Below are 26,842 nucleotides of genomic sequence, written 5' to 3' on the forward strand. Positions count from 1 at the left end.
CTACTTCAACCGTAGCGACGCAGGCGCCTGGCGGCGATCCCGAAAAAGACGGCGGCAAAACCCAGCAGGATTCCTGCGTGTTCCAGCACGTTGCCATAGCCCAAGCCCACGGCGACCAGCCCCAGTTCGTGCAGGTGATAGCTCGGCCAGATCGGCGCGACCTGCTGCAACACCTTGGGCAGCATATTGATCGGCACCCACAATCCCGACAGGAACGACATCGGCAGGTAGATCAGGTTGAGCGCGCCCGGCGCACCCTGCCCCTTGATGAAAGTACCCACCAGCATGCCCATGGCGCAGAACGGCAGCACGCCGAGCACGCCGGTCAACAGCAGCAGCAGCGCCTGCGCCGGTGCAAGCGCGACGTGCGCCAGACCGACGCCCATCGCCAGCAACAGCACGATCACCACCGCAGCAGCCATCATGGCCATCACCATCTTGCCCAGCAGATACGCACCGGGCGGCATCGGCAACGCGCGCTTGTAGGTCAGCAAGCCGCCGTCGCGCTCCAGCGCCAGCGAAACGCCGAAACCGAACAGACCCGGGCTCATCACCCCGAACACGCCGTAGCTGACCAGCAGATAGCGCGATGCATCCGCGCCTTCGGTTTTGGCCATCACGATGCCGAACAACAGATAGAAAACCGTCGGAAGCATCAGGATCGGCAGCATGAAGCCCGGACTGCGTGCATAGCGCAGACATTCACTGCGCGCCTCGGCGAGATAAGCGCCGAGGACGCGGCGAAAAGGCATGCTCCACGTTCCCAATACGTTGGGTGTCGACGTTGCGATCGATACGGCGTTCATCACGCTGCCTCCTGTTCGATGCCGCGCTCCTCGCGCGTGAGTTCCATGAATGCCTCGGCCAATCCGGCGCGCTGCACTTCCAGTTCGCGCAATGCCAGGTCGGCATCGAGCAGGCGACGCAAGACGTTTTCCGCCGCGTCGGTACTGACCAGCAACCGCGCCCCTTCGCGCTCTACCGAGGACACTTGCGGCCATGCCGCCACCTTGGCGGCGTCCAGATCGGTGACACAGCGTATGCGCGTAAGCGGTACCTGTGCGCGCAAGGCATCGACGCTGCCCTCGCTCAGCACTCGCCCTTTGGCCATCACCACCACGCGCTGGGCCAGCGCTTCGGCTTCTTCCAGATAGTGTGTCGTGAGCACGACCGAACAACCTTCGGCGACCAGGGCGCGCATCGCCGCCCACAACTTCTGCCGCGCATCGATATCCATGCCGACGGTCGGCTCGTCGAGAAAAACCAGTTCCGGACGACCACACAGGGCCAGCGCAAATTGCACCCGGCGCATCTGCCCGCCCGACAGCTTGCCGTAAGGGCGCTTCAGCAGATCGGCGATGCCGGCGAGATGGGCGCTTTCGTCCAGCGGGCGAGGGTTGGGGTAATAGCTGGCCACCAGCCGCAGCAATTCGCCGACGCGCAAGCTGGGCGGCAACACGGCCGATTGCAGCATCACCCCGATGCGCCGCCGTGCATCAATCTGCTGGGGATCCAGCCCGAACAGCTCGGCGCGCCCGCCATCCGGGCGAATCAGGCCCAACAGCAGGCTGATACTGGTGCTTTTTCCGGCCCCGTTGGGGCCCAGAACCGCGAGCAGTTCGCCGCGGTGCAACACGAGATCGACACCATCCAGCGCGGTTAGCTGACCATAGCGCTTAACGGCGCCGGACAATTGTGCAACGACATCGGACGTTGGGTTCATGGCACTCCTCCTTGCACTGCAGCGTAGGCACCGCAAGGGCTCAAACCCAGTTGCCAGCGTCAGCAGTGGGAGATGACAGGCGTCATCCGGGGGTACCGGCGCACCCTGCCCCCAGGTTATCCTGATGGGCGTACGCCAGCGGTTTCCCCACGCGGCGAGTGCGAGCGGGCGCATAGCCCATGGGCCTCAAGCGCCCTCCACGCACGCGACACATAGTCGGCCTGCTTTGCGCTGGGTGTGCGAGGCGCCGACGAGATTCGAGGAGAGTAGTCATGGGTGTGATCGATCAGCTGCGCGAACTGCGCGAATTTGGCGGCAAGCCGCGGACCACGGGTCTGGACGACGCCACCATCGAGCGCATGGCCGCGCTGGATCCGCAATTGGGCAAGGCCATCGCCGAAGCCGTTGCGCGCCACCATGAACTGCGCGCCGAACTCGGCGATTTCCTGAAGCAGGACGAAGCGGAGCAGTTGGCGCAAACGCAACGCGGCTTCGTGAACTTCTATCCGGACGATGCCATCAATCCGTATCTGCCGGCGACGGCGCGCGGTCCGTGGGTCGTGACGCTCAAAGGCGCCGTGGTGCACGACAACGGCGGCTACGGCATGCTCGGTTTCGGCCACAACAACGAAGCGATCGATGCAGCGCTGGCGCGCCCGCAGGTGATGGCCAACGTGATGACGCCCAGCATCTCGCAGATGCGCTTCACCCAGGCGATGCATCGCGAGCTGGGCCGCAATCGCGGCGCCAACCCGTACGTGCAATACCTCGCGCTGAATTCCGGTTCGGAATCGGTGGGCCTTGCCTGCCGCATCGCCGACGTCAACGCCAAGCTGATGACCGATGCGGGCGGCCGTTACGCCGGCCGCACCATCAAGCGCGTGGCCGTCAAGGGCGCGTTCCACGGCCGTACCGACAAGCCGGCGCTGTATTCCGATTCGTCGCGCCGCACTTACCAGCAGCATCTGGCCAGCTATCGCCACGAAGACACGCTGCTTACCGTTGCGCCGTACGACCTGGCGCAACTGGAAGCAGTGTTTGCCGATGCCGACCGCCATGGCTGGTTCATCGAAGCGATGTTCCTGGAGCCGGTGATGGGCGAAGGTGATCCGGGGCGCGCCGTGACGCCTGCGTTCTACCAGGCCGCCCGCGAACTCACCGAATCGCACGGCACGCTGCTGCTGGTCGACTCGATCCAGGCCGGCCTGCGTGCACACGGCGTGCTGTCGATCGCCGACTATCCGGGCTTCGAAAAGCTTGCACCGCCGGATATGGAAACCTTCTCCAAGGCGCTCAACGCCGGCCAGTATCCGCTGTCGGTACTCGCCGTCACCGATCGCACCGCCAATTTGTACCGCAAGGGCATCTACGGCAACACCATGACGGCCAATCCGCGTGCGCTCGACGTCGCGCTGGCCACGCTCGACCAGCTTACCGACGAAGTGCGCAACAACATCCGCGTACGCGGCAAGGAATTCGTCGACAAGCTCAACACGCTGAAGGACGAACTGGGCGGCCTGATCACCAAGGTGCAAGGCACCGGCCTGTTGTTCTCGTGCGAACTGGCTGCGCAATTCAAGTGCTACGGCGCCGGCTCCACCGAGGAATACCTGCGCGAGCGCGGCATGGGCGTGATCCACGGCGGCGTCAATTCGCTGCGTTTCACCCCGCACTTCAACATCACCAGCGCCGAAGTGGACATGGTGATCGCGCACGTACGCCATGCCCTGCTGGAAGGACCGCGCAAGAGCGAAGCGCGCGCGGCCTGAGTCATCTCTTGAAACCCCCTCCCCGACCGGGGAGGGGGTTTTTTATTGCCTGAAGCCTGTTGGCACCAGCTTTCCCCAGTCATGCCGTAGGCATAGACTGCGCCCACCGGCACAACCGCCGGTCACAAATCAGGAGGAAGCACCATGTCCATGCGTTTCAGCCTGCTCGCCGCCAGTGCTGTCCTGGCCCTCGCGACCACTACCGCCTTCGCCGCACCGCAGAGCTCGTCCAGCACGGCGGCGCATTCCACCAAGTTGGGCCAGTGCAGCCATGCGGCTGCCGGCAAGACGGGCGCCGACTACAAAGCCGCCCGCGACGCCTGCATGAAGGGCGGCGACACCGCCGCCGCACCCGCCAAAGAAACCCAGCAGCAAAAGATGGCCAGGTGCAGCAAAGCCAACGCCGGCAAGAAGGGCGCCGATTTCAAGACCGCTCAAGCGGCCTGTCTGAAAGGCTCCTGAGATTCATTGAAGCGCGTTTCGATCGAGGGCGTCGCCAGCTGGCGGCGCCCTTTTTATTTGCCGCTATGCTGGCGCCATTCCCTGCAAAGGTCGCTGCCACGTGAAGATCGTCGAAGTTCGCCATCCGCTCATCCAGCACAAGCTCGGCCTGATGCGTCGTGCCGGCATCAGCACCAAGGAATTCCGCGAGCTGGCATCGGAAGTAGGCTCGCTGCTGACCTACGAAGCGACCAAGGATCTGGAAACCGTCGAAGCGCAGATCGAAGGCTGGGCCGGCCCCGTGCGCGTGCAGCAGATCAAGGGCAAGAAGATCACCATCGTACCCATTCTGCGTGCAGGACTGGGCATGCTGCCGGGCGTTTTGGAGCTGATACCGGCCGCCAAAGTCAGCGTGGTCGGACTGCAACGCGACGAACAAACGCTGCAGCCGATCGCCTACTACGAAAAGCTCACCGGACGCATGGACGAGCGCACGGCGCTGATTGTCGACCCGATGCTGGCGACCGCCGGCACGCTGGTCGCCACGGTGGACATGCTCAAGGCCGCAGGCTGCAAACGCATCAAGGGACTGTTTCTGGTTGCCGCACCCGAAGGCTTGAAGCGAATCGAGGCCAGCCATCCGGATATCGAGATCTACACCGCTTCGATCGATGAGCGGCTCAATGAGCACGGCTACATCCTGCCGGGGCTGGGAGATGCGGGGGACAAGATTTTCGGCACCAAGCAACTGCCGGCAACCGAATAGCATCCCCTTCTCGCCACCGGGGAGAAGGTGGCCCGCAGGTGCGGATGAGGGGTGATTCTTGCGAAGCGAATGTTCAGGGCCTGCTTCGATGAATCTCTGCGCAAGCACCGGCCCCTCACCCTCCCCTCTCCCCGAAGGGGAGAGGGGAAAAAGTGGAGCACCGAAGGCGCTCAGCTTTTGAATCGATCCGTGGCCGCAATCAATTCGCTGGTGATGCCCGGTTCGAACGCCGAATGCCCGGCATCCTGCACGATGCGCAGATCCGCTTCCGGCCACGCACGATGCAGGTCCCATGCACTGCGCATCGGGCAGACCACGTCGTAACGGCCCTGCACGATCACCGCGGGAATACGACGGATGCGGTCCACGTTGCGCAGCAGTTGATCGTCGTGCTCGAAGAATCCGCCGTTGACGAAGTAGTGGCATTCGATACGCGCGAAAGCCAGCGCAAATTCGTCTTCGCCGCTGCTGCTGATGTAGCCCTCGTCCTGGAACAGGTAGCTGGTGGCGCCTTCCCACACCGACCATGCACGCGCCGCATCCAGGCGCGTCTTCGCATTCGGACTGGTCAGGCGACGATGGTAGGCGCTCATCATGTCGCCGCGCTCCACTTCGGGAATCGCGGCCAGATACGTTTCCCATGCATCGGGATACAATGCGTCGGCGCCCTTCTGATAGAACCACTCCAGTTCCCAGCGGCGCAGCATGAAAATGCCGCGCAGGACCAGTTCGGTGACCTTGTCCGGATGCGTCTGCGCATACGCAAGCGCCAACGTCGAGCCCCACGAACCGCCGAACACCTGCCAGCGATCAATGCCAAGATGCTCACGCACGCGCTCGATGTCGCTGACCAGATGCCAGGTGGTGTTGTCGGTCAGATCGGCGTGCGGCGTGGACTTGCCGCAACCGCGCTGATCGAACAGCACGATGCGATAAACCGCCGGATCGAAAAAGCGCCGGCACTTGGGATTGGTGCCGCCGCCCGGCCCGCCATGCAGGAATACCACCGGCTTGCCGTTCGGGTTGCCGCATTGCTCGTAATACAGCGTATGCAACTCGGAAACCTTGAGCTGGCCGACGTCGTAGGGCTCGATTTCGGGATACAAGGTACGGCGGTTCTCGGACATGGGGAAGGCCTGAACGTGGTTGGGATATCACATGGTACGGGTGTCGCACCCGTCAGCCCAAGCCGCACGCCCAAACCATTCTCCCGCAAGCAGGAAAAATGGCTCAGGGAAACACTTTTCCGGGATTGAGTATCCCGTTGGGATCAAACACGCCCTTCACCCCGCGCATCAGCGCAATCTCCGCTGCGCTGCGCGTACTTTCCAGATACGGGCGCTTCACCAGCCCGATACCGTGCTCGGCGGAGATGCTGCCGCCCTGGCGCTGCAAGGTGGCCGCCAGCAGCTTGGTGACGTGTTCGCACTGCGCAATGAAATCGGCATCGGCCAGCGACTCGGGCTTGAGCACGTTGATGTGCAGATTGCCGTCGCCGATGTGGCCGAACCACACCACTTCGATGTGCGGATACTCGCGCGCGAGCAGCGACTGGATCTCGTGCAGGAACGCCGGCACGGCGCCGATGCGCACGGAGATGTCGTTCTTGTAGGGCTTGTGCGGAGCCAGGCTCTCGGTGATGCCTTCGCGCAAGCGCCACAACGCGGCGGCCTGCGCGTCGCTTTGCGCCAGCACGCCGTCGCTGATCAGCCCCTGTTCCACACCCTGCTCGAAAGCCGCCAGGGCGGCCTCCTGTGCACGCTCGTCGGGAGCTTCGAATTCGGTCACCACGTAGTAAGGATGATCGCCATCCAGTGCACGCTGCGCGCCGTGCTCCAGCACGTGCTTCAAGGCCACGTCGGTGAAAAACTCGAACGCCTGCAGCGAAAGCTGCGCACGGAACAGGGCGAATACGCGCATCAGCGCATCCATGTCCGGCAGCGCCAGCAACATCACCTGCGAGGACGGCGGCGGGTCGGTCAGCCGCAGGGTGGCCTCCACCACGATACCCAGCGTGCCTTCCGAACCGATCATCAGCTGGCGCAGATCGTAGCCGCTGGAGTTCTTGATCAGGCCGCGGTTGAGATCCAGCAGTTCGCCATTGCCTGCGACCACTTTCAAGCCTGCGATCCATTCGCGCGTATTGCCATAACGGATCACCCGGATACCGCCGGCATTGGTGGCGATATTGCCGCCGATGGAGCAGGAGCCGCGCGCGGCGAAATCCACCGGATAAACCAGGTCGTGCTCGCGCGCAGCTGCGTGCACGGCTTCCAGCGCGATCCCCGGCTGCACCGTGAGCGTGCGGTCCACCGCATCGAAGCCCAGTACGCGGTTCATGCGTTCCAGGCTCAGCACCAGCTCGCCATGGGCCGCCACGGCGCCGCCGGACAAGCCGGTACGGCCGCCCGAAGGAACGACCGCCACCCCGTGCTCGTTGGCCCAGCGAACGACGCCCTGCACCTCCTCGATCGACGACGGCAGCGCGATCGCCAGGGGCGCCGGCGTCCAGCGGCGGGTCCAGTCGCGGCCGTAATGCTCCAGGTCGCCGGCATCGGTGAGCAGGCGCAGGGAGGGCAGGCGCAGGGCCAGGTCGGCGGCGGTTGGCTGGGTCATGTCGGCTCCGGAGCTAAGTCCCCAGCGTGCCAGCGCTTCCCGTACACGTCTAGTGCTGCAACGCGGCAAATTTCTGGCATAGTGTTTGGACTTCCGAAACCTGGGCCGCCATGAAGACTTCGTTCCCCAAGCAGGACATCAAGGTGTTGTTGCTCGAAGGTGTCAGCCGCACTGCAGTGGAAACCTTCCAGCGCGCCGGTTATTCCCAGATCGAATATCACGCCAAGTCGCTGCCGGAAGACGAATTGAAAGCGCGTATTGCCGACGCGCACATCATCGGCCTTCGTTCGCGCACGCATCTGACTGCCGAGGTGCTCGAACGCGCCAAGCGCCTGATCGCCGTGGGCTGCTATTGCATCGGCACCAACCAGGTGGATCTTGGCGCTGCGGAAAAGCTCGGCATTCCCGTCTTCAACGCGCCCTACTCCAATACCCGCAGCGTGGCCGAACTGGTGATCGCCGAAGCCATCATGCTGATGCGCGGCATCCCGCAGAAAAGCGCGCTCTGCCATCGCGGCGGCTGGACCAAGTCCGCCGCCGGCAGCTACGAAGTGCGCGACAAGGTGCTCGGCATCGTCGGCTACGGCCACATCGGTACCCAGGTGGGCGTGCTGGCGGAAAGCCTGGGCATGCGCGTGATCTTCCACGACATCGAATCCAAGCTGTCGCTGGGCAATGCGCGCTCGGCGGCGAGCCTCGACGATCTGCTCGAACGTGCCGACGTCGTCACGCTGCACGTGCCCGAAACACCCTCCACCAGGATGATGATCGGCAAGACCGAACTGGACAAAATGCGCAAGGGCGCGTTGCTGATCAATGCATCGCGCGGCAACGTGGTGGATATCGACGCCCTGGCCGAAGCGCTGCGCCGCGAGCACGTCGGCGGCGGCGCCATCGACGTATTCCCGGTGGAACCCAAGGGCAACGACGATCCCTTCGTCTCGCCGCTGATCGGCATGGACAACGTCATCCTCACCCCGCACATCGGCGGCAGCACGCTGGAAGCACAGGACAACATCGGCATCGAAGTGGCCAGCAAGCTGGTGCGCTACAGCGACAACGGCTCCACCCTGTCCGCGGTCAATTTCCCCGAGGTAACCCTGCCCGAGCATCCGCGCAGCCGCCGCCTGCTGCACATCCACCGCAACGTGCCCGGCGTGCTTTCGCGCATCAACGAACTGTTCTCCGCCGGCAACATCAACATCGACGCGCAGTTCCTGCAAACCAACCCCGAGGTGGGCTACGTGGTGATCGACGTGTCGGCCGACGAGCAGCAGGCCGCCACGCTAAGGGACAAGTTGGCTGCCATCCCAGGGACCTTGCGCGCACGCGTGCTGTACTGAGATTTCCCGTTTTGCGACGGGTGGCGGTAGCCGCCATCCGTCACGAAAGTCGCCCCTGCCGTTCAAGCTGGACCGCTCGTCTGCCGATAAATCTCTAACTCGGCAACGTTTTTTTCTGCGGTCCTGCTATGAACTTCCATTTTCACGATCTAAAAATCGCTGCCCGCCTGGCCCTGCTGGGCGTCGTGATGCTGGCGGCCACCGTCATCGTCGGTGTCGGCGGCTGGCGCGGCCTGGTCCGCACCCATGACCTGCAAGTGAGTTCCACCGACACCGCGGCAAAATTCGCCGCGGCGGTGGATACGGCGCGTGTCACCCAGGTCGATTTCAAGAAGCAGGTGCAGGAATGGAAAGACCTGCTGCTGCGCGGCGCCGATCCGGCCATCTTCCAGAAACAGCACGACGCCTTTCTCACCATGTCCACCACGGTCGACAAGGATCTGGCAGCGCTGAAACAGCAGATGTCCGCGCTGGGCATCAAGACCGATGGCGTTGATACCGCCGCGGCGACCCACACCGAACTTCGTACCAAGTACGTGGCCGCGCTCCAGCATTACGACGCCAAGGACGAAAAATCCGTGCACGTCGTCGATGGCCTGGTGGCAGGCATCGACCGCGCGCCCACCACGGCGATCGATGGCCTGGTCGCCAGCATGAAGCAGGAAGCGCAGGCCGCTTCCGCGCGCATCGACGTGCAAAGCGCACAGGCTTTCAACCAGGCCTGCGTGTTGCTGGCGACCGTGACGCTGTGCGCGATGGTGGCCGGCGCCATCCTGATCTGGCTGCTGTCTTACAGCATCACCGTTCCGATCGGACGCGCCGTGAAGGTGGCCGAAGCGGTGGCGCAAGGCGATCTGTCGACGGAGGTGGGCGTCACCGGCCGCGACGAGACCGGCAAACTGCTTGCCGCACTCGACGCCATGAATCGCCAATTGCGCCAGGTCGTGCGCACCATCCGCGCAGGATCCACCGAGATTTCCGCTTCCACCCACCAGATTGCAACCGGCAATCAGGATCTGTCGACGCGCACCAGCGAACAAGCCGCTGCATTGGAAGAAACCTCCGCATCAATGCAGGCCTTCACCAACAGCATCAATGCAAATGCTACCCGCACGCACCAGGCAAGCCAGCAGGCGGGATCGGCGGCCGATATCGCCCGCCAGAGCGGCAGCGCCATGTCCGAAGCGGTTCAGGCGATGACCCAGGTACAGGATGTCGCCAATCGGATTTCCGAAATCACCGACACCATGGATCGCATCGCCACACAAACGCACATCCTGGCCTTGAACGCTTCGGTGGAAGCGGCGCGAGCGGGCGAAGCCGGCAAAGGCTTCAATATCGTCGCCGGAGAAGTGCAGGCGCTGGCGCGCAGCTCGCGCACCGCCTCCCGCGAAATCCGCGCACTGATCGAGGAATCGGTCACCATCATCGGCAGCAGCACGCAGATGATCGGCCGCGCCGAGTCGATGGTCGGCACGCTGCTGGAAAGCGTCGATCACGTCGCCCAGACGGTGAACGCCATCGCTTCGCAAACCACGGAGCAATCGGCGGGCGTGCAGCAGGTCAATCGAGCCGTGCGCCAGATGGACGAAGTGACGCAAAACAACGCGGCCCTGGTCGAAGAAGCCGCTGCCGCCGCCGACACGGTGCAACTGCGCGCAAGATCGCTGGTGGAGAGCGTGGCGTTCTTCAATCTGGGCGATACCAAACTCGCCACGCCGCCTAAAATTTCACATCAGGTATCGCAGGCCCACACATCGGCCGTTCGCGAACAGAAACGGGAAGCGGCTTGAGCGAAGGCGGCACGATCCGCGCGGCCTGAACGCAGTCTCATAGCGCCCTCCCCGCACGCGCGGGAGGGCGCCGATTTTCGAGAAACCGGTTACTTCGCCCGCTTGGGTGCCACTTTGCGCTTCACCGTCGCCTTGGTTTTTTTTGCGACCTGGCGCTTGGCGGCAGCGGGCTTCCTGGTGACCGGCTTGCTCCGCTTGTCCGCCGGGGCATCGACGTGCAGTTCGTGCCGATGCTGCACGCGCAGCTCTTCGCGGAAGGCGTCCGCATAGCTCTTGAGTTCCTTCTTCTGCTTCGCGGCAAACCCTGCTCCATGCTCCAGATGTTGTTCCATCTGCCGCAGCAAGTCGTAGTCGTGGTAATCGCGATACGGCTTCAGATCCAGATCCGCCGGCACCTTGGTCAGTCGCTCGTCGCCGATCGCCTTGACGTATTTCTGCATGAAGCGGTCATACGCTTTCCAGGTGATGCGCTGCGCATGCACGGCCGCCTCTTCGGCGCGCGTGGCAATCTGGTGGGCGTGCAGGTAGTGCAAGCCCAGCTGATCGATCAGGGTCTTTTCCACTTCCTCATGCAGGATCAGGAAGCGATCCACGTCGATGGTGCGTCCGCGGAACGTAAACGACTTGGGCAGGTGGCGATCGATATAGATGGTCTTGCCGTCCTGGCTGTAGCCGGCCAGATATGGAATGTCGTGCTCCCGGTCGAGTTTCTTCACCCGTCGCAGGATGGCGTCGAGCGCCCGATCCAGCATCAGCGAGGAGATATACCAGTCGGGGGCTTTCAGTTTTACGTGCGGCGCGTTCGGATGGCAGGTGTTGGACGGCATCGGCAGCTCCTCATTGAGGCAGTGGATTCACTGGCGCCAAGACTAGCGCGCCCTCGTGGCCGGCACCTACTGCCGTCGATCCAGCGCCCGTAGCAAGGCGTATGCGGGCGGACCAGGGCGCCAGGCAGCACCCTCCCCTCAGTATCCGGCACGGGCGCCTTCCTGTTCGTTTCAGATGGCCTCAACCCGACGGACAATCCCCGGCCACCTTGATCGGTGCAGCGATCCGAACGCTCCGGCTGCCGCGTGCCCCGGCCGCACGCCGTATCGCCAATGCTTGCGCAGGCAAGATGTGCAAAGCCGTGTAATTCGGCCACCACGTTTTGGTCAGTCCAAGCTTGTCCTGCTTACCGATGGCCTGGTCGGTCCAGTTGAACACAATGCGCAGGTCGCCACTCCAGGGTGCCCAGGCGCTGATCCAGGAGCCCAGCACCACGTTGTGTTCCACGTCGAAGTGAACGCTGTGCTCGTCCAGATAGATACCATTTCCCACGCCGCTGCCGTGCATGTCGATGGCGTTGCGCACGATGCACGAGGTACCCGGCGTCGATGCGCCCTGGGTATAAATCGCGCCGCCGTCGGCCAGTTGCAGCATGACGCGATCGATGCGGTTGGCCACGATGTGGATGCTCGACTCGACCGGTGCCGCGCCTTCGTAGTTCCATCCCCAGCCCACCGAGATGCCGCTGTACGGCAGATCGCTGATCGTGTTGTGCGCGATGTCGATGCCACGTACGAAGCCCGCCATGATCGCAACGTTGTCGCGATAAGCCTGCGCGACGCGGTCGATGCGGTTGTCGTCGATCACCACGTCGGAGGTCACGTCTCGTGCGCTTACGGGATGCGCCTGGATGTCGCCGGCGAAGATGGCGCCGCCGCCCAGGTCGAAGAAACGGGAGCTCACCACGGCAGCACCATGCGTGCCTTGCGCGAACGCCACGCCTGCCGCGGCCAGATGGGAAAAGGTATCGCCATCGAACACGATCTGACGGCCGGCATCGACCTGCACTGCCGAGCCGATCCGGGTCATGCCTTCACCGTTGTCAGGCAGATTTGCCCTGCCCTCGCCGTCCACCAGATAACCTGCCTGCAGGCTCACATAACCATCGTCGGACGAAGGTTTGCGCCACTCGGTATAGGAGAACGTGATGCCGGAGAACTTGAGATCGTGAACAGGAGCATCGCGCGTGCCTCGCAATTGCAACAACTGCTCGGCAACGGGAATCTCGATGATCGCCGGTCGCTGGCGATCTTCCTTGCGCGGAAAATAGCGTAAAACGTGCTGGCCGACATCCACCGTAAAGCTGCCCGGCTCGACCGGCATTCCGGCCAGATTCTCGAACCCATCCACACCGCCGTAATATTTGCCGACGGGACTGGCCACACTCCAATCGTTTCGCGAGTCCAAGGTCGCGTTGTGCCAACAAGGCTGCGCCAGCGTCACCCGGCTGACAGCCACAGCCGTGACGGCACAGCGAAAATCCCGCCAGCGTGCGTGCAATACGGCCACGGAACCGATCTGCAGCTGATGCATGGTCGCGGCAGGAATATCGGACAGGCCCTTTGCATCGACCTTGCACCTGGAGCACGCCGCGGTCCGCGCCGGCCATCGGCGCTCGCCGCCCAGATAGATGCTCGACGGTTCGTCACCGGGCTGGATCGCAAAGATCCACCTGCCGCCACGTTGCTGCCCTTCGACTGCGCGACTTCCAACCCACTCGGGATGCGCCCCAGGAGCGGCGTGCCAGCGCACGGGATGACCTGTCGAACCGCTGTCGACCGCGGAAAACCGCAATGGCTGCGACAACCGGTAGGTGCCGTCGAGCACTGCCACGTCGACGTCAATCCAACCATCGAGACGCAGCGCACGCACGCGTGATTGCGCCGCAAGCAGCGTACAGGGTGTCGATGCGGTACATGGTCCTTGCATACCGCCCACGGGCGATGCGTAAACCGTCTCCCCAAATGCGGGATGCGTGCTCGCCAACAGCCATGCCGCCAAGGCAGCGGCACCCAGGAGCCGCGAACTCCAGCTATCCATCACTGACACGTGGCCGCCGGCAAAGCATCGGCCACGTTCGTCAGGCCGAGCGATCGAAAGTCAGGTAGGCGGCACTGCCGCGCGGCAACGCGACCTGGCAGCTGCCTTGCGCATCGACGCCGATGGCTCGGCCGGCAACGGCACCGTCGATACCTTCCAGCACGATATCGTGCCGGCTATCCAGCGATGGCGCAGACAGACGCATGAGCTGGCCGCCTGCAAAACCACGAAGTCCGCCCACGGTCACCGTTGCATGGCGTGCCGCATCTTTGTTGATCAACGCCACCTGCACCTTGCCGTCCCGAAGCGCACCATAGGCAGTAACGTTTGCGCCGCCCGAGTCGAAACTGCCCGGCAACGTCTGCGCCCCTGCAAATTGCTGCGCAAGGCGCAGGCCATAGAACAGCGGCCGCGGCTGGAACCCCAGCGCCACGTCGCCGGCGATGGCCGAGTAGCGCGAAGTGACGGCATCGCGGCGCGCAGACAGATCGGCCGACGTGGCGGACGTATCCGCACCGTGCCCCAACGACGCCTCTACCGATTGCAGCGTACCGCCGTGAAAGTTGATGCCGGCGACCCCGCGCTGCGCCAGTGCGAGCGAGAAATCGGCGCCCCACAATGCCGAAGCGAATGCGTTGCTGACACCGTCGCGGCCACCGGAATAATAAGAGTTGGCCTCGCTGAGCCGGAACGGCAAATGTGCCGGATCGGCTACGCGCATGATTTGCTCGACTTCGGCAAGAAAGTCGGTGTCGGTCGCCAGCAAATTGGGAATGGAGCCGTTGGGCGCGCCATCGCGGTAGTAATGCCGGCTGAGAAATACGTTTTCAGCGCCGTGCCGTTTGGCGTAATCGATCACCCAGTCCGTATTGGCGCCGGTGTCAGGCCCCGCAATCGGGATGCCCGCCGCTCGAATGACTTTGGCATACGGCATCCAGGCATGGTCGAAGGCAGCGTAATCTTTCTCGAAATCGTTGGCCTCGTTGCCGATCTGCACGGCCATCAGGTGATCGCCGACGATTTCCTGCACGGCGCGCGCCAACTGCAAACCCATCTCCGGCACGCCGATCTTGAGATTGACTCCGAACACCAGCTTCCATCCCGTCGCGCGCAGAAAGCCGGCCAGGTTGTGCAGCGATTGCGGATGCAGCATAAACACGTGTTGCGGCCCGATTTTGCCGAACTTCTCGGTCGGCAAGGCGCCGCGATATTCGCTCCACACCGTGTAATCGCTGGTATTGCCTCCGATGCGAAGCACGCCGCGCGGATTCAATCGCTGGAAAAGCGTTACCAGCGCGTGATTATCGGCAGAGAAGAAAGCCGGATTCGACAACTGCAGCGTTTCGTAGCTGAGTCCGGTCAACGTTTCGCTGATGGCGCGACCGGGTTGCCCTGGCTGCAGTGTAAAGGTGGCTTGCGCCGAAGCGGCTGACGGGCTTGAAGCGGCCTCGGCCATTCGCGCAAACGAAGACACCAGTGGAAACAGCGCTGCCGCCTTGATCAACTTGCGCCGTGACGGATCGAACATGCAGCAACCTCCCTCACCTACAGCCAGCGGTCAATAACCTTCATCGATCATGCGCTTCCTTGCGCTTCAGGTTCGAAGCCCGTGGCTCGAATCGCCGCAGGCTTCGACATTTCCCAGGTCAATAATCGTACGTCACGCCAAACCGCACGTAGCGCGGTGTCTGCAACAGCATAGGGGTTCCATACAACGGATTGGGCGCTGCCGGAACGGTGGGGTTGTTGTATTCCGAATACTCGTTGAGCGGTGTCTGGCTGTTGAACAGATTGACCACGTCCAGGCTGAAACCCAGCTTGTTCTCCGCGAATGCCGGACGATAGCGAACACCGACGTCCACCTGTTTCATCCACGGCATGCGGCCGGCAGCTCCCGGCGGTGCCGGTTGGCCGTTGCACCAGTTATAGAGCGAACCGTAGCCGTCCGGATCGGTCTGGTTCGGGCCATACAGGCCCAGGCAGTTCTTGGGACCGCCGGAGACCAGCGTGAGGTTCGCCGAAACCTGCCATTCGGGCGTCAATTGGTAGTACCCGTAGGCCTTGATTTGATGGGTGTGATCCTGGCCGAGCGGGCCGCCGGCATATTGCATCAGCTCGGGGAAATTCCAATACGTGTCCAAGTTGGCCGCGAGCGCCTGGATGTCCGTCTGGCCCAGGCTCTCGGTGTTGCCATAGCTGCGCGAGAACAGATAGTCGATCTTGCCGTACCACTTGCCGTCGAACGGATGCTCCAGGAACGTTTCGAGGCTGTAGTACTTCAGCGACAACGACGGCAGACCCAGTTCGGCGTTGGTCAGTGTCACGTTGTGGAAGGCCCCGCTGGGGTCCTGCACGGCGAAGGTGTTGGCCTGGCCTGGATTGAAGTAATAGCAGGTGGCATTGCTGACGTCGTCAATGCCCATCGAGGCCGCTTTGTCGATGATGCGCTGGTTGTCGCAGTATTGCTCGACGTCATGCTGCAGGGTGCGCCGCATGGCCTTCGCGCCATAGATCCAGGACGAGCCCAGCGTCTTGGTAAAGCCCAGGATGAATTCATCCTGATCTTCGGACTTCAGGTTTTGCGCCGTGACCGTATTGGGGTTAGGCGTCTGTCCGTAGAAGTTATTGGCCGACACTGGCTGGGAGACCTGCGTGAGCCCCGTCGGCGTGCCATTCGCAGCAATGCCGCTGTAGGTGTAGTACTGCTGCGTGATCAGGACTGGATTGGCTTCCAGACCGGTGACCAGCAATCCGCCGAGATAGTAGCGGCCGGCGTTGCCGTACACCTTGAAGCTGCCATCGCCATTGACGTCCCAGCTGAAGCCGATGCGCGGCGACCATTGCGGCTTGGTCTGGCGCATGTAGGGTTGGGACGAAGCGTTCTCGTTGGTGAAGCCGTCGTCGCGCAGGCCTATCGACAACAGCCAGCGATCGCTCACCTGCCACTGGTCTTCGATGTACTCGGCGTGCTGTACCGACGTGAGATTGCCGCCCTGGGTGGAGACGTTCTGGCTGACGTAATAACCCGACGCGCCATTCGGATAATTGGCAATCGGCCCCACGCCCAAGGCCGGCACCAGTGCCTCGGTCGGATTCGGTGTATAGCCGTATGCCCATTGATAGCCGGGGCCGGAATCCTCCGTGAGCTGATTCAGGGCGCGGGACTGCAAGTTGTCGATACCCGCTGAAATCGTGTGATCGCCGAGCACGTACGTGAGGCTGAGTCGCAGGTTGTTGGTGGTGTAGTACGGATTGGTCAGCGAGGAGACGATCTGATCGCCATTGTTCGGCACCCCGTTATTGAGCGCGGGATTCTGGTAGGTGGCACCCGAGATGTATGTCTCGTCCGGGTTGTAGCCCACCGGCACGCTGTAATTGAAGGTCTTCATCTGGCCGTACAAGGCCGTGAAGGTCAGGTCGTCCGTGATATAGCTGGTGAACTTGGCCGACCAGAAATGACCACCGCTCTTGGTGTCGTTGGCATAGCCGGCCAACGCGGTTTCCTGCAAGTTTTTGTAGTCGTAATCGTAAACCGAGCCGGACGTCTCCTGCTTGCTGGACGCAGCCGTCAACTCGAGCAGGTTCTTGTCCGTAATATTCCAATTGATCTTGGCGTACCACTTCGGCTGGTGCTGCTGGAAGTTCTGGGCGGTGCCCGTTGCTGGTGCGATACCGCCCGAGTTGATCGGGCTGCCCTCGCTGGACGCCACCGGACCGACCGCCCGGCCGCCTACGTTGGTCATTTCCGCGGACAGGAAGAAGAACAACTTGTCCTTGATGATCGGGCCGCCAAGATAAGCGTCGTAGACCGCCGACCACTGCCGGTCCCTGCTGTTGGGATCGAACAGGTTCCCCGCCACCGGCAACGGAGGCAAGCCGTTCGCATAGTAGGTATTGGCCTGCGTGCCAACCAGATCGCCCGGCGTGTACAGCATTTGCCCGCCGAAATGCCATTCGTTGGTGCCGCTCTTGCCGATCAGGTTGAGCACGCCGCCGTCGGAACGGCCGTACTGGGCGCTATAGCCGCCCGTATAGACTTCTTCCTGCGAGATCGAACCATAGGGCAGCGTGATGCCGCCTTGCCCCAGCCATGGATCGGTGGTGTTGAATCCGTTGATGTAATACGCATTCGTTTCGACCGACGAGCCGCCGAAACTGGGCAGTGCAGCGCCGGTGGTGCTGGAAAAGCCACCGCCGTCGAGCACGGCGCCCGGCGCCAGCAACGCAGCGGCTTCTGCCGAACGTCCCAGCGGGAGCGCGGCCAATTGTTGTGCCGTAATTACCGTGCGCGAGTCGACCGAACTGACATCGATCGGCGGCGTGCTATTGGCCGTCACCGACACACCGGACAATTGCTTGGCCTGTACGGGCTGCTCGGCAAACGACACGTTCACGCCAACGCCAACGTTCAACACGACGTGATCGTGCGTCTGCACGGCAGTACCGTTGCGCATCAGCGTGACGGTGTAGTTGCCGACCGGCAATTGCGTGGCATTGTAGCGACCGCTGCTGTCGACCTGGATCTCGCGCCGCAAGCCCGTGTCGCTGCGAATGACGACGCTGTTGCCCTTTTCCGCCGGCACCTGGCCGTAGATGTTGCTGGTGGTCGACTGGCCGTAGACACCGGCCGAGATCAACGAAGCGCCGATCACCGTCGCCAGACACCTGCGCTTCAACAAAACTCCGCACTTCATGAACCCACCCCGCTATCGCATATCGATTTGGAAAAGCCGGCCAAAGCGGTCGCTGAAGACCGTTGGCAAACCCTCGTTTGTCCGCGATGGCCCGGTCGGCCATCCCGTGTGAGGTCGTTACCGCCGTCTCCCCGTCGAGCGGATCAACCGTGATGGAATGCGCGCAGGCGCGCGATCCATTCACTCATTGCCAGGCGAGCCGTTCCCGCTCGTCTCCCGAACTGTTCGTGTGTGCGTCGCTTAGTCGATAACCTCGCCATGAAACCTAGAGGCCTGTCCGCCAACTGCACGCTCTGCTGGCGAGCCCCTTTGCTGAAACACCACGCTTGAAGTCCATGCCGTGGCCGGAGTAATTCGAAGTCATCACGCTGGGCACCTGGAAGGCTCTTGACCAACGGCCGGGCCTATCAAATCTTTCGTTTTCTTTTGAACGACAGACATTCGGCCCAGATCGCCCCAATAACGAAACAATACGATGACGATCACAGAGTATTAGAAGTGAAAGTTCCGTGACAATAGCTTTCGAAAGCTTCCGAAACGTTTTTATATCAATATTAGTGATCGCCCAGGGATGACCCATCACTCAAACCAAGCACTCAAGGCAACTGGCAACGCCTGGAGTCGCTTCAGGTTTCAAGGACGCGGTGTGCTTGGAGACCACGGATGCCGTCAACGGGATCGCGGCGTAAAAACGAGAAAACCACGACTATCGAACGGGCCTCGAGGCGGATCGCGGGTAGTCGCGATGCCGGAGTCGCGCGCAAGAAAAAAGGCGTCGCAGTGCGACGCCTTTTGACTAGCAAGGTATCGCGCAAGCGCGACCCTCATTGAAGCTTTGCGAATTGGTCGGGGCGGCGGGATTCGAACCCACGACCCTTTGCCCCCCAGGCAAATGCGCTACCAGGCTGCGCTACGCCCCGACTGATTCGGCAAAGATGACAAGTGTAGCAGTTCCGGCTGGCATGCCGGAAGAGCGCTTAGCGACGAAGCAGCGCCAGGACTTCTTCCAGTTCCATGCGCACCTGGCGCACGATCTGGTGCGACATGCTGGCCTCCATCCGTGCTTGCGGCCCTTCCAGGCGCGCACGGGCACCGGTGATAGTGAAGCCTTCGTCATACAGCAAGGAACGGATCTGACGAATCATCAGCACGTCGTGGCGCTGGTAATAGCGGCGATTGCCACGGCGCTTCACTGGATTCAGCGCCGGGAATTCCTGCTCCCAGTAACGCAGCACGTGCGGCTTCACCCCGCACAAGTCACTCACTTCACCGATGGTGAAGTAGCGCTTGGCCGGGATGGCAGGCAGTTCGGTGTTATTCCCCTGATCCAGCATAGCCCTCGACTCTCACCTTGAGTTTCTGCCCTGGCCGGAACGTCACCACTCGACGGGCGGAGATCGGAATCTCTTCGCCGGTCTTGGGATTGCGACCCGGTCGCTGGTTCTTCTTACGCAAATCGAAGTTGCCGAATCCTGACAACTTCACCTGTTCGCCGCGTTCCAACGCCTCGCGGACCACCTCGAAATAGGCGTCCACGAACTCTTTGGCTTCCCGCTTGTTAAGGCCTACCTCGAGGAAGAGGCGCTCGGCCATCTCCGCCTTTGTCAGCGCCGCCATCTTATCCTCGCAATTTCGCCTCGCATGACACCTCCAACGCAGCCACTGCATTTCGAACGCAGCGATCCGCGTCGTCGTCAGTAAGGGTGCGTGAAGCGTCCTGCAAAATCAAGCCCATAGCGAGACTCTTTCGGCCCGCTTCGACCCCTTTTCCGCTATAGCGGTCGAACAGTCGCAGCTCCACCAGGGCCGCGCCCAGGCTGCTGCGAACCGCCTGTTCAATCTGTGACCAACTCACCGATTCGGGCACATCCACCGCGATGTCGCGGCGGACGGAGGGGAAGCGCGGCACCGGTTGTGCGTTGGGCAGGCGGCGGCCAAGCAGCGGCTCCAGCGCCAGCTCCAGCACGTGCACATCCGGCCCCAGGTCCAGCGCCTTGGCGAGCTGCGGATGCAAGGCGCCGAGGTAGCCGACCGTCTGGCCATCGCGGGCCACACGCGCACCGCGGCCGGGGTGCAGCCAGCCCGGGAGACCGTCGGCATGTACCGACCAGCGCTGCGGCTCGCCACCCCAGGCGATGAGGGCGTCCAGATCACCCTTGAGATCGAAGAAGTCCAAAGGACGGGCAGCTTCGCCCCACTGCTCGGAACGGGCGCTGCCACTGGCGACGATGGCCAGGCTCGGCGTTTCGTCGGGCGGATTACCCGCCGCGAATACCCGACCAAGCTCGAACAGGCGAACACGCTCCTGTTGGCGTGCCCGGTTGTGCGAGAGGGCTTCGATCAGGCCGGGCAGCAAGGACGGGCGCATGACCGCCAGGTCGGCCGAAAGCGGATTGGCCAATGGCACCAATCGTTCGCCCAGGCCCCATTTCTCGATCAGGGCATGACTAACGAAAGCAAGGTTCACCGCTTCGTAGTAACCGCGGGCAGCCAGCTGTTCGCGTACTGCCAGCTCGTGCAAGCGTGCTTCCGGATCGATGGCGAGCGCCAGCGCGCCCTCCGGCGTGTGGGTGGGAATGCGGTCGTAGCCATAGATGCGGGCCACCTCTTCGATCAGGTCTTCCTCCCTCTCGATATCGAAGCGGCTGCTCGGCGCAGTGATGCGCCAGCCATCGGCAGCGGTTTCCACCTGCATGCCAAGCGCAGTGAAGATACGCGCAACTTCGGCATCGGCCACCTCGACACCCAGCACGCGCTTGAGGCGTGCGCGACGCAGCGCAACCGCTACCGGCTTCGGCAGGTCGGACAGGTTTTCAGCCACCAGCACCGGTCCGGCCTTGCCGCCGGAAATCGCCAGCAACAGTTCGGTAGCGCGTTCCAGCGCACGGCGCGGCAGCTCCGGATCGACGCCACGCTCGAAGCGATGCGACGCATCGGTATGCATACCCAGCTTGCGTGCACGACCCATGATCGCAGCCGGAGCGAAGTGCGCCGATTCCAGGAAGATGTTGTGCGTGGTGTCGGTGACGCGCGAATCGTAGCCGCCCATCACGCCGGCCACGGCGAGGCCATTCTTTTCATCGGCGATCAGCAGGAAGCCATGGTCGAGCTTCGCTTCGGAACCATCGAGCAACTTCAGCGTTTCACCTTCGCGCGCATGGCGCACGACAATGTCGCCTTGCAGCTTGTCATTGTCGAAAGCATGCAGCGGCTGGCCCAGTTCCAGCATCACGTAGTTGGTGACATCCACCACCGCACTGATCGGGCGCAGGCCGGCGCGACGCAGACGCTCGGCCAGCCACAGCGGCGTACGCGCGGCAGGATCGATGCCTTCGATGATGCGGCCGAGATAACGCGGCGCATCGGCACCGGCTTCCAGGCGGATACCGCGGCGCGCGGCGCCAGCGACGACAGCATCCTTCTGCTCCGGCACTTTTACGTGGCTGCCAAACAAGGCAGCAACGTCATGCGCGAGACCCACCAGCCCCAGGCAATCCGGGCGGTTCGGCGTGAGCTTCAGCTCGATGCTCGCATCGGGCAACTCAAGGTAATCGGCCAGCGGCTTGCCGACCGGCGCATCGGCGGACAGCTCCAGCAAGCCGGACGCGTCGTTGTCGATGCCCAGCTCCTTGGCCGAGCACAGCATGCCGAACGATTCCACGCCACGCAGCTTGGCCGCCTTGATGGCGATGCCGCCCGGCAGGTTTGCGCCTACCGTCGCCAGCGGCACCTTGATGCCTACGCGTGCATTCGGTGCGCCGCAGACGATCTGCAGCGGCTCGCCCGTTCCGGCGTCGACCTTGCACACCTGCAGGCGGTCGGCTTCCGGGTGCTTTTCGGCGCCAACGATTTCGGCCACCACCACGCCGCCGAGGTTTTCACCCAGCGGGGTCAGTTCTTCCACTTCCAGCCCGGCCATGGTCAACGCATGCGCCAGGGCGGCCCGGTCGGCCTTGATCTCGACCAGCTCGCGCAGCCAGTTTTCGGAGAATTTCATCGTGTTGTTCCCTGCGGGCGGTTACGCGAATTGCTTGAGGAAGCGCAGATCGTTCTCGAAGAACGCGCGCAGATCGGAAACGCCGTAGCGCAGCATGGCAAAGCGCTCTACGCCCAGGCCGAACGCGAAGCCGGTGTAGCGCTCCGGATCGATGCCGCAGTTCTTCAGCACATTCGGATGCACCATGCCGCAACCGAGCACCTCCAGCCAGCGCGTGCTGCCGTCTTCGGCGTCCCAGCGGATATCCACTTCGGCCGAAGGCTCGGTGAAGGGGAAGTAGCTGGGGCGGAAACGCATCTCGAAATCGCGCTCGAAGAAGGCGCGGATGAATTCGGCCAGCGTGCCTTTCAGGTCGGCGAAGCTGGATGTTTCATCGACCAGCAGACCTTCGATCTGGTGGAACATCGGCGAATGCGTCTGATCCGAATCGCTGCGGTACACCTTGCCCGGCGCGATCACGCGGATCGGTGGCTGACGTCCCTTCATCGAGCGGATCTGCACCGGCGAGGTATGCGTGCGCAACAGGCGACCGTCACCGAAATAGAAGGTGTCGTGCATGGCGCGCGCCGGATGGTGCGGCGGGAAGTTCAGCGCCTCGAAGTTGTGCCAGTCGTCTTCGATTTCCGGGCCGTCGGCGCGCTGGTAGCCGAGACGCGCGAAGATCGCGGCGATACGTTCGAGCGCGCGGGTGATCGGGTGAATGCCGCCCCGCTCGCCGTCGCGGCCAGGCATGCTGATGTCGAGCTTTTCGGAAGCCAGGCGGCGATCGAGCTCGGCCTGCTCCAGCGTTTGCTTGCGCGCGCCGAGGGCATCGTTGAGACGCTCCTTCAACCGATTCACCTCGGCTCCGCGGCTCTTGCGCTCTTCCGGCGACAGGGTGCCCAGCGCCTTCAAGGCCGCCGTGACGACGCCGCTTTTGCCCAGCAGGCTGACGCGCAACGCATCGAGCGAGTCGAGTGTTTCGGCCTTGTCGATTTCCGCCAGCGCCTGGGTGGCGCGGGTATCCAGGTCTTCCATCGATGTGACTCTCGCTTTACTCCCCCTCCCCTTTGGGGAGAGGGCTGGGCTGAGGGGAAACTCTTGCGTTGAACCCTATTCGAAGCGTACTTCGATGGAGGTTGGGACAAGCCTTGACCCCTCACCTCATTCCTCTCCTCCATTCTCAATCAAAGATGGGGGAGAGGAGGCCAACGCAAAAAGCGTTACTCAAAACAAAAACGGGGAGAAGGCTTTAGGCCTTCTCCCCGCTTGATTCACTTCTTTCGTCAGTGTTCGACGATCAAGCGGCCAGACTGGCCTTCGCCTTTTCTGCGATGGCTCCAAACGCCTTGATGTCGTGCACGGCGATGTCGGCCAGCACCTTGCGGTCAACGGTAATACCGGCCTTGGCCAGACCGTTGATCAGGCGGCTGTAGGACAGACCGAACTGACGGGCAGCAGCATTGATACGCACGATCCACAGGGCGCGGAACTGACGCTTCTTCTGCTTGCGGCCGATATACGCGTACTGACCGGCCTTGATGACGGCCTGGTTGGCAACGCGGAAAACCTTGCGACGGGCGTTGTAGTAACCCTTCGCGCGGCCGATGATTTTCTTGTGACGACGACGGGCGGTAACGCCACGCTTAACACGAGCCATGGTTCAGTCCTCCGCCTTAGAGATACGGCAACATGCGTGCTACACCCTTGGTGTCGCAAGCTTTGACGTGGTTGGTGGCGCGCAGGTTGCGCTTACGCTTGGTCGACTTCTTGGTGAGAATGTGCGACTTGAAGGCGTGACCGGCCTTGAACTTGCCGGACGCGGTCTTGCGAAAACGCTTCGCCGCCGCGCGGTTGGTCTTGATCTTGGGCATGAAAATGCTCCTTGATGGGGGATCACTCCCCGGTTTCTGACTGATCTGGCGGCGCCCTGAGCGCTCTTTCCGTCCTGCCACGATCGGTTCACGACCCTTCCTGGCGGGTCGAACGGTCAATTGTACGGGAGTCCGGGAACCAAAGCCAGTCCGGATCTGCGTTATCCCCTCAGGGGACGCAGGACCTGGGCCGAGGGCCACCGTCGCGGCACAACCCATCAAAGCCTGGCTTTGACGAAAGGCTTCAAAAAAAACAGATGGTAAAGGTTGGCTCGCGGCAGCCCCTCACCCTGCCCTCTCCCCGGAGGGAGAGGGAAAAGCGTCAAGCGCCGGAGCGCTTACTTCTTCTTCGGCCCGATCATCATCACCATCTGGCGCCCTTCCAGGCGCGGGAAGGATTCGATGACGCCGTTCTCGCCGACATCTTCCTGGATCTTCTTGGCCAAATTCTGGCCCAGATCCTGGTGGGACATCTCGCGGCCGCGGAAGCGGATGGTGACTTTGACCTTGTCACCTTCCTCTAGGAATTTCAACATGTTACGCAGCTTGATCTGGTAGTCGCCCACGTCCGTGACCGGACGGAACTTCACTTCCTTGATCTCGACCTGCTTCTGCTTCTTCTTGGCGGCCTGAGCCTTTTTCTGGGCTTCGAACTTGAACTTGCCGTAGTCCATGATGCGGCAGACCGGCGGGTCGCCGTTCGGCTGGATCTCGACCAAGTCAAGCCCCGCTTCTTCGGCTGCGCGCAGCGCCTCGTCGCGGGTCAGGATGCCAAGCTGCTCGGAATCCGGTCCGATCACGCGCACGCGGGGTACGCGGATCTCGTGGTTGCGACGATTGCCCTTAGTTTCTGTGGTGGCGATACCACTATCCTCCAGGAGGTGTTTTTAGTTTGGCCGGGCGGCATCAGCGCCGCGTCTCGGCCTCCAGACGTTCGATGAAGCTGGCAAGCGGCATGCTGCCCAGATCTTCGCCCGAACGCGTACGCACGGAAACAGCCCCCGATTCCTTTTCGCGATCGCCGACCACAAGCAGGTAGGGCACTTTCTGCAGCGTATGTTCGCGGATTTTATAACCGACCTTTTCGTTGCGCAAATCCGCCTTCACGCGGAAGCCTTTCTCGACAAGGGTTTGCGTCACCTCGCGGACATAGTCGGCCTGGGCGTCCGTAATGCTGAACACCTGAGCCTGCACCGGGGCCAGCCAGGGCGGCAGGTTGCCGGCGTGATGCTCGATCAGGATGCCGATGAAGCGCTCCATCGAGCCCACGATGGCCCGGTGCAGCATGATCGGCCGGCGGCGCTGGCTGTGCTCGTCCACGTATTCGGCACCCAGGCGCTCGGGCATCATCGGGTCCACCTGCATGGTGCCTACCTGCCAGGAGCGGCCGATGGAGTCGGTCATGTGGTACTCGATCTTGGGGCCATAGAACGCACCCTCGCCCGGCAACTCCTCCCACGGCACGCCTACGCTGCGCAGCGCGGCACGCAAGGCTTCCTCGGAACGGTCCCACAGTTCTTCGCTGCCAATGCGCTTGTCGGGGCGAAGCGCGATCTTCACGGCAATGTTTTCGAAACCGAAATCCGAATACACCTTCATGGCCTGCTGGTGGAAGGCAGTCACTTCCGATTCCACCTGCTCTTCCGTGCAGAAGATGTGACCATCGTCCTGCGTGAAGGCACGCACGCGCATGATGCCGTGCAAGGCGCCCGAAGGTTCGTTGCGATGACAGCCGCCGAATTCGCCGTAGCGGATCGGCAGGTCGCGATAACTGTGCAGCCCCGTGTTGTAGATCTGCACGTGGCCCGGGCAGTTCATCGGCTTGAGCGCATAGGTACGCTTTTCCGACTCGGTAAAGAACATGTTTTCCTGGTAGTTGTCCCAGTGACCGGACTTCTTCCACAGGCTCACGTCCATGATCTGCGGGCCGCGCACTTCCTGGTAGCCGCTACTGCGATAAACGCCGCGCACGTACTGCTCCACGACCTGCCAGATGGCCCAGCCGTTCGGATGCCAGAACACCATGCCCGGCGCTTCCTCCTGCTGGTGGAACAGGTCCAGCGCCTTGCCGATCTTGCGATGGTCGCGCTTCTCGGCCTCTTCCAGCTGATGCAGGTAGGCCTTCAGGTCTTTATCGTTCAACCAGGCCGTACCGTAGATGCGCGTGAGCATCGCGTTGTTGGAATCGCCGCGCCAATACGCACCAGCGACCTTCATCAGCTTGAACGCGCGCAGCTTGCCCGTGTTCGGCACGTGCGGGCCGCGGCAAAGATCCGTGAACTCGCCCTGCGTATAGAGCGACAATGCTTCGTTGGCCGGGATGCTTTGGATGATCTCGGCTTTGTATTCCTCGCCCAGGCCGCGGAAGAACGTCACCGCGTCGTCGCGCGATTTGACGCTGCGCGTGACCGGCAACTGCTCCTTAACGATCTTTTCCATTTCCGCTTCGATCTTCACCAGGTCGTCCGGCGTGAACGGGCGCTCGTAGGCGAAGTCGTAGTAGAAGCCGTTGTCGATCACCGGGCCGATCGTCACCTGCGCACCGGGGAACAGGCGCTGTACGGCCTGCGCCAGCAAGTGCGCGGTGGAGTGGCGAAGAATCTCCAGCGCATCCGGGCTTTTCTCGGTGACGATTTCCAGGCTGGCGTTGTGCTCGATCGGAAAGCTGGCATCCACCAGCTTGCCGTCCACCTTGCCGGCCAGGGTGGCCTTGGCCAGGCCGGCACCAATGGAGGCGGCCACGTCCTGTACCGTGACGGGATGGTCGAAGGGGCGCTTGCTGCCGTCGGGGAGCGTAATTTCGATCATGGATTGCACCTGCTACGCCGCTTCTTTGCGACGCTGCTCATTTTTGATGTGTTCTAGTCCGTCCGGACGACGGGCAAAAATAAAGGCGCCACGCGCCTTGTCGTTCAACACGAGGCGTAGCCGTTTCAATGCTGGAAGCGGGTAGTTGCCATGTCACACACTCGACCGACG

At 62.5% G+C, this 26,842-nt stretch carries 21 protein-coding genes and 1 tRNA gene; 5 read left to right on the plus strand and 17 right to left on the minus strand.

The genetic code is table 11. The annotated features are described in order from the left end of the window. Positions 1-5 precede the first annotated feature (5 nt). Both ISS99_RS21390 and ISS99_RS21395 read right to left on the minus strand, forming a co-directional pair. A complete protein-coding gene (locus ISS99_RS21390) occupies positions 6-806 on the minus strand; it encodes an ABC transporter permease (protein WP_204633620.1) in 801 nt (266 codons plus the stop codon). Beyond that, positions 806-1,723 carry an ABC transporter ATP-binding protein gene (locus ISS99_RS21395; RefSeq protein ID WP_204633621.1) on the minus strand — a complete coding sequence of 306 codons (918 nt, stop codon included), beginning with the start codon at positions 1,721-1,723 and terminating at the stop codon, positions 806-808. Before ISS99_RS21395 ends, ISS99_RS21390 begins: the two co-directional genes overlap by 1 nt. A 272-nt stretch (positions 1,724-1,995) precedes the next feature. Here ISS99_RS21395 and ISS99_RS21400 point away from each other — a divergent pair, with 272 nt between their 5' ends. The 3 genes from ISS99_RS21400 to upp all read left to right on the plus strand — a co-directional run bounded on the left by ISS99_RS21400 (position 1,996) and on the right by upp (position 4,699). Continuing rightward, positions 1,996-3,492 (plus strand): aminotransferase class III-fold pyridoxal phosphate-dependent enzyme, encoded by a 1,497-nt coding sequence (locus ISS99_RS21400; protein WP_204633622.1) that lies wholly within the window; start codon positions 1,996-1,998, stop codon positions 3,490-3,492. A 144-nt stretch (positions 3,493-3,636) separates the two neighbouring features. After that, positions 3,637-3,954, plus strand: coding sequence for a PsiF family protein (locus ISS99_RS21405; protein WP_204633623.1), 318 nt, complete (start codon positions 3,637-3,639; stop codon positions 3,952-3,954). A 100-nt stretch (positions 3,955-4,054) separates the two neighbouring features. Then, the gene (gene upp / locus ISS99_RS21410) at positions 4,055-4,699 is read left to right on the plus strand and encodes a uracil phosphoribosyltransferase (protein WP_204633624.1); all 645 of its coding nucleotides are present in this window, start codon (positions 4,055-4,057) and stop codon (positions 4,697-4,699) included. Between the two features lie 170 nt (positions 4,700-4,869). Here the strand turns inward: upp and pip are convergent, their stop codons facing one another. Together pip and ISS99_RS21420 are read right to left on the minus strand one after the other, a co-directional pair. Further along, positions 4,870-5,826 carry a prolyl aminopeptidase gene (pip, locus tag ISS99_RS21415; protein WP_204633625.1) on the minus strand — a complete coding sequence of 319 codons (957 nt, stop codon included), beginning with the start codon at positions 5,824-5,826 and terminating at the stop codon, positions 4,870-4,872. 103 nt (positions 5,827-5,929) lie between these two features. Continuing rightward, on the minus strand, positions 5,930-7,315 hold the full coding sequence (locus tag ISS99_RS21420) for an FAD-binding oxidoreductase (protein WP_204633626.1): 1,386 nt from the start codon (positions 7,313-7,315) through the stop codon (positions 5,930-5,932). Positions 7,316-7,425: 110 nt separating this feature from the next. On the opposite strand from ISS99_RS21420, the gene serA reads away from it, so the two are divergent. Further along, a complete protein-coding gene (gene serA / locus ISS99_RS21425; RefSeq protein ID WP_204633627.1) occupies positions 7,426-8,658 on the plus strand; it encodes a phosphoglycerate dehydrogenase in 1,233 nt (410 codons plus the stop codon). A gap of 128 nt (positions 8,659-8,786) precedes the next feature. Continuing rightward, positions 8,787-10,451 (plus strand): methyl-accepting chemotaxis protein, encoded by a 1,665-nt coding sequence (locus ISS99_RS21430; protein WP_204633628.1) that lies wholly within the window; start codon positions 8,787-8,789, stop codon positions 10,449-10,451. 89 nt (positions 10,452-10,540) lie between these two features. On the opposite strand, the gene ISS99_RS21435 is transcribed toward ISS99_RS21430, so the two are convergent. The 13 genes from ISS99_RS21435 to thrS all read right to left on the minus strand — a co-directional run bounded on the left by ISS99_RS21435 (position 10,541) and on the right by thrS (position 26,671). Beyond that, positions 10,541-11,278 (minus strand): hypothetical protein, encoded by a 738-nt coding sequence (locus ISS99_RS21435; protein WP_204633629.1) that lies wholly within the window; start codon positions 11,276-11,278, stop codon positions 10,541-10,543. Positions 11,279-11,459: 181 nt separating this feature from the next. Then, positions 11,460-13,319, minus strand: coding sequence for a right-handed parallel beta-helix repeat-containing protein (locus tag ISS99_RS21440; protein ID WP_204633630.1), 1,860 nt, complete (start codon positions 13,317-13,319; stop codon positions 11,460-11,462). A gap of 40 nt (positions 13,320-13,359) precedes the next feature. Beyond that, a complete protein-coding gene (locus ISS99_RS21445) occupies positions 13,360-14,847 on the minus strand; it encodes a hypothetical protein (RefSeq protein WP_204633631.1) in 1,488 nt (495 codons plus the stop codon). Positions 14,848-14,965: 118 nt separating this feature from the next. Next, positions 14,966-18,013 (minus strand): TonB-dependent receptor, encoded by a 3,048-nt coding sequence (locus ISS99_RS21450; RefSeq protein WP_204633632.1) that lies wholly within the window; start codon positions 18,011-18,013, stop codon positions 14,966-14,968. Positions 18,014-18,856: 843 nt separating this feature from the next. After that, a tRNA-Pro gene (locus tag ISS99_RS21455) sits at positions 18,857-18,933 on the minus strand. A 57-nt stretch (positions 18,934-18,990) separates the two neighbouring features. Then, the gene (locus ISS99_RS21460) at positions 18,991-19,347 is read right to left on the minus strand and encodes a MerR family transcriptional regulator (protein ID WP_115477489.1); all 357 of its coding nucleotides are present in this window, start codon (positions 19,345-19,347) and stop codon (positions 18,991-18,993) included. Continuing rightward, positions 19,328-19,630 (minus strand): integration host factor subunit alpha, encoded by a 303-nt coding sequence (ihfA, locus tag ISS99_RS21465; RefSeq protein ID WP_126674889.1) that lies wholly within the window; start codon positions 19,628-19,630, stop codon positions 19,328-19,330. Before ihfA ends, ISS99_RS21460 begins: the two co-directional genes overlap by 20 nt. 1 nt (position 19,631) lies before the next feature. Continuing rightward, complete coding sequence (gene pheT, locus ISS99_RS21470) at positions 19,632-22,010, minus strand: phenylalanine--tRNA ligase subunit beta (RefSeq protein ID WP_204633633.1); 2,379 nt, start codon at positions 22,008-22,010, stop codon at positions 19,632-19,634. Between the two features lie 21 nt (positions 22,011-22,031). After that, positions 22,032-23,027: a phenylalanine--tRNA ligase subunit alpha gene (gene pheS, locus ISS99_RS21475; protein ID WP_204633634.1), complete on the minus strand. Its 996-nt coding sequence runs from the start codon at positions 23,025-23,027 to the stop codon at positions 22,032-22,034. Positions 23,028-23,289: 262 nt separating this feature from the next. Further along, positions 23,290-23,649: a 50S ribosomal protein L20 gene (rplT, locus tag ISS99_RS21480; protein ID WP_128898432.1), complete on the minus strand. Its 360-nt coding sequence runs from the start codon at positions 23,647-23,649 to the stop codon at positions 23,290-23,292. A gap of 16 nt (positions 23,650-23,665) precedes the next feature. Beyond that, the gene (gene rpmI, locus ISS99_RS21485) at positions 23,666-23,863 is read right to left on the minus strand and encodes a 50S ribosomal protein L35 (protein ID WP_019467379.1); all 198 of its coding nucleotides are present in this window, start codon (positions 23,861-23,863) and stop codon (positions 23,666-23,668) included. 338 nt (positions 23,864-24,201) lie between these two features. Beyond that, positions 24,202-24,726 (minus strand): translation initiation factor IF-3, encoded by a 525-nt coding sequence (gene infC, locus ISS99_RS21490; protein ID WP_306482327.1) that lies wholly within the window; start codon positions 24,724-24,726, stop codon positions 24,202-24,204. A gap of 43 nt (positions 24,727-24,769) precedes the next feature. Next, on the minus strand, positions 24,770-26,671 hold the full coding sequence (gene thrS / locus ISS99_RS21495; RefSeq protein WP_204633635.1) for a threonine--tRNA ligase: 1,902 nt from the start codon (positions 26,669-26,671) through the stop codon (positions 24,770-24,772). Between the last annotated feature and the right edge of the window lie 171 nt (positions 26,672-26,842).

This window comes from Dyella mobilis, assembly GCF_016904945.1.
Taxonomy (GTDB): Bacteria; Pseudomonadota; Gammaproteobacteria; order Xanthomonadales; family Rhodanobacteraceae; genus Dyella_B; species Dyella_B mobilis.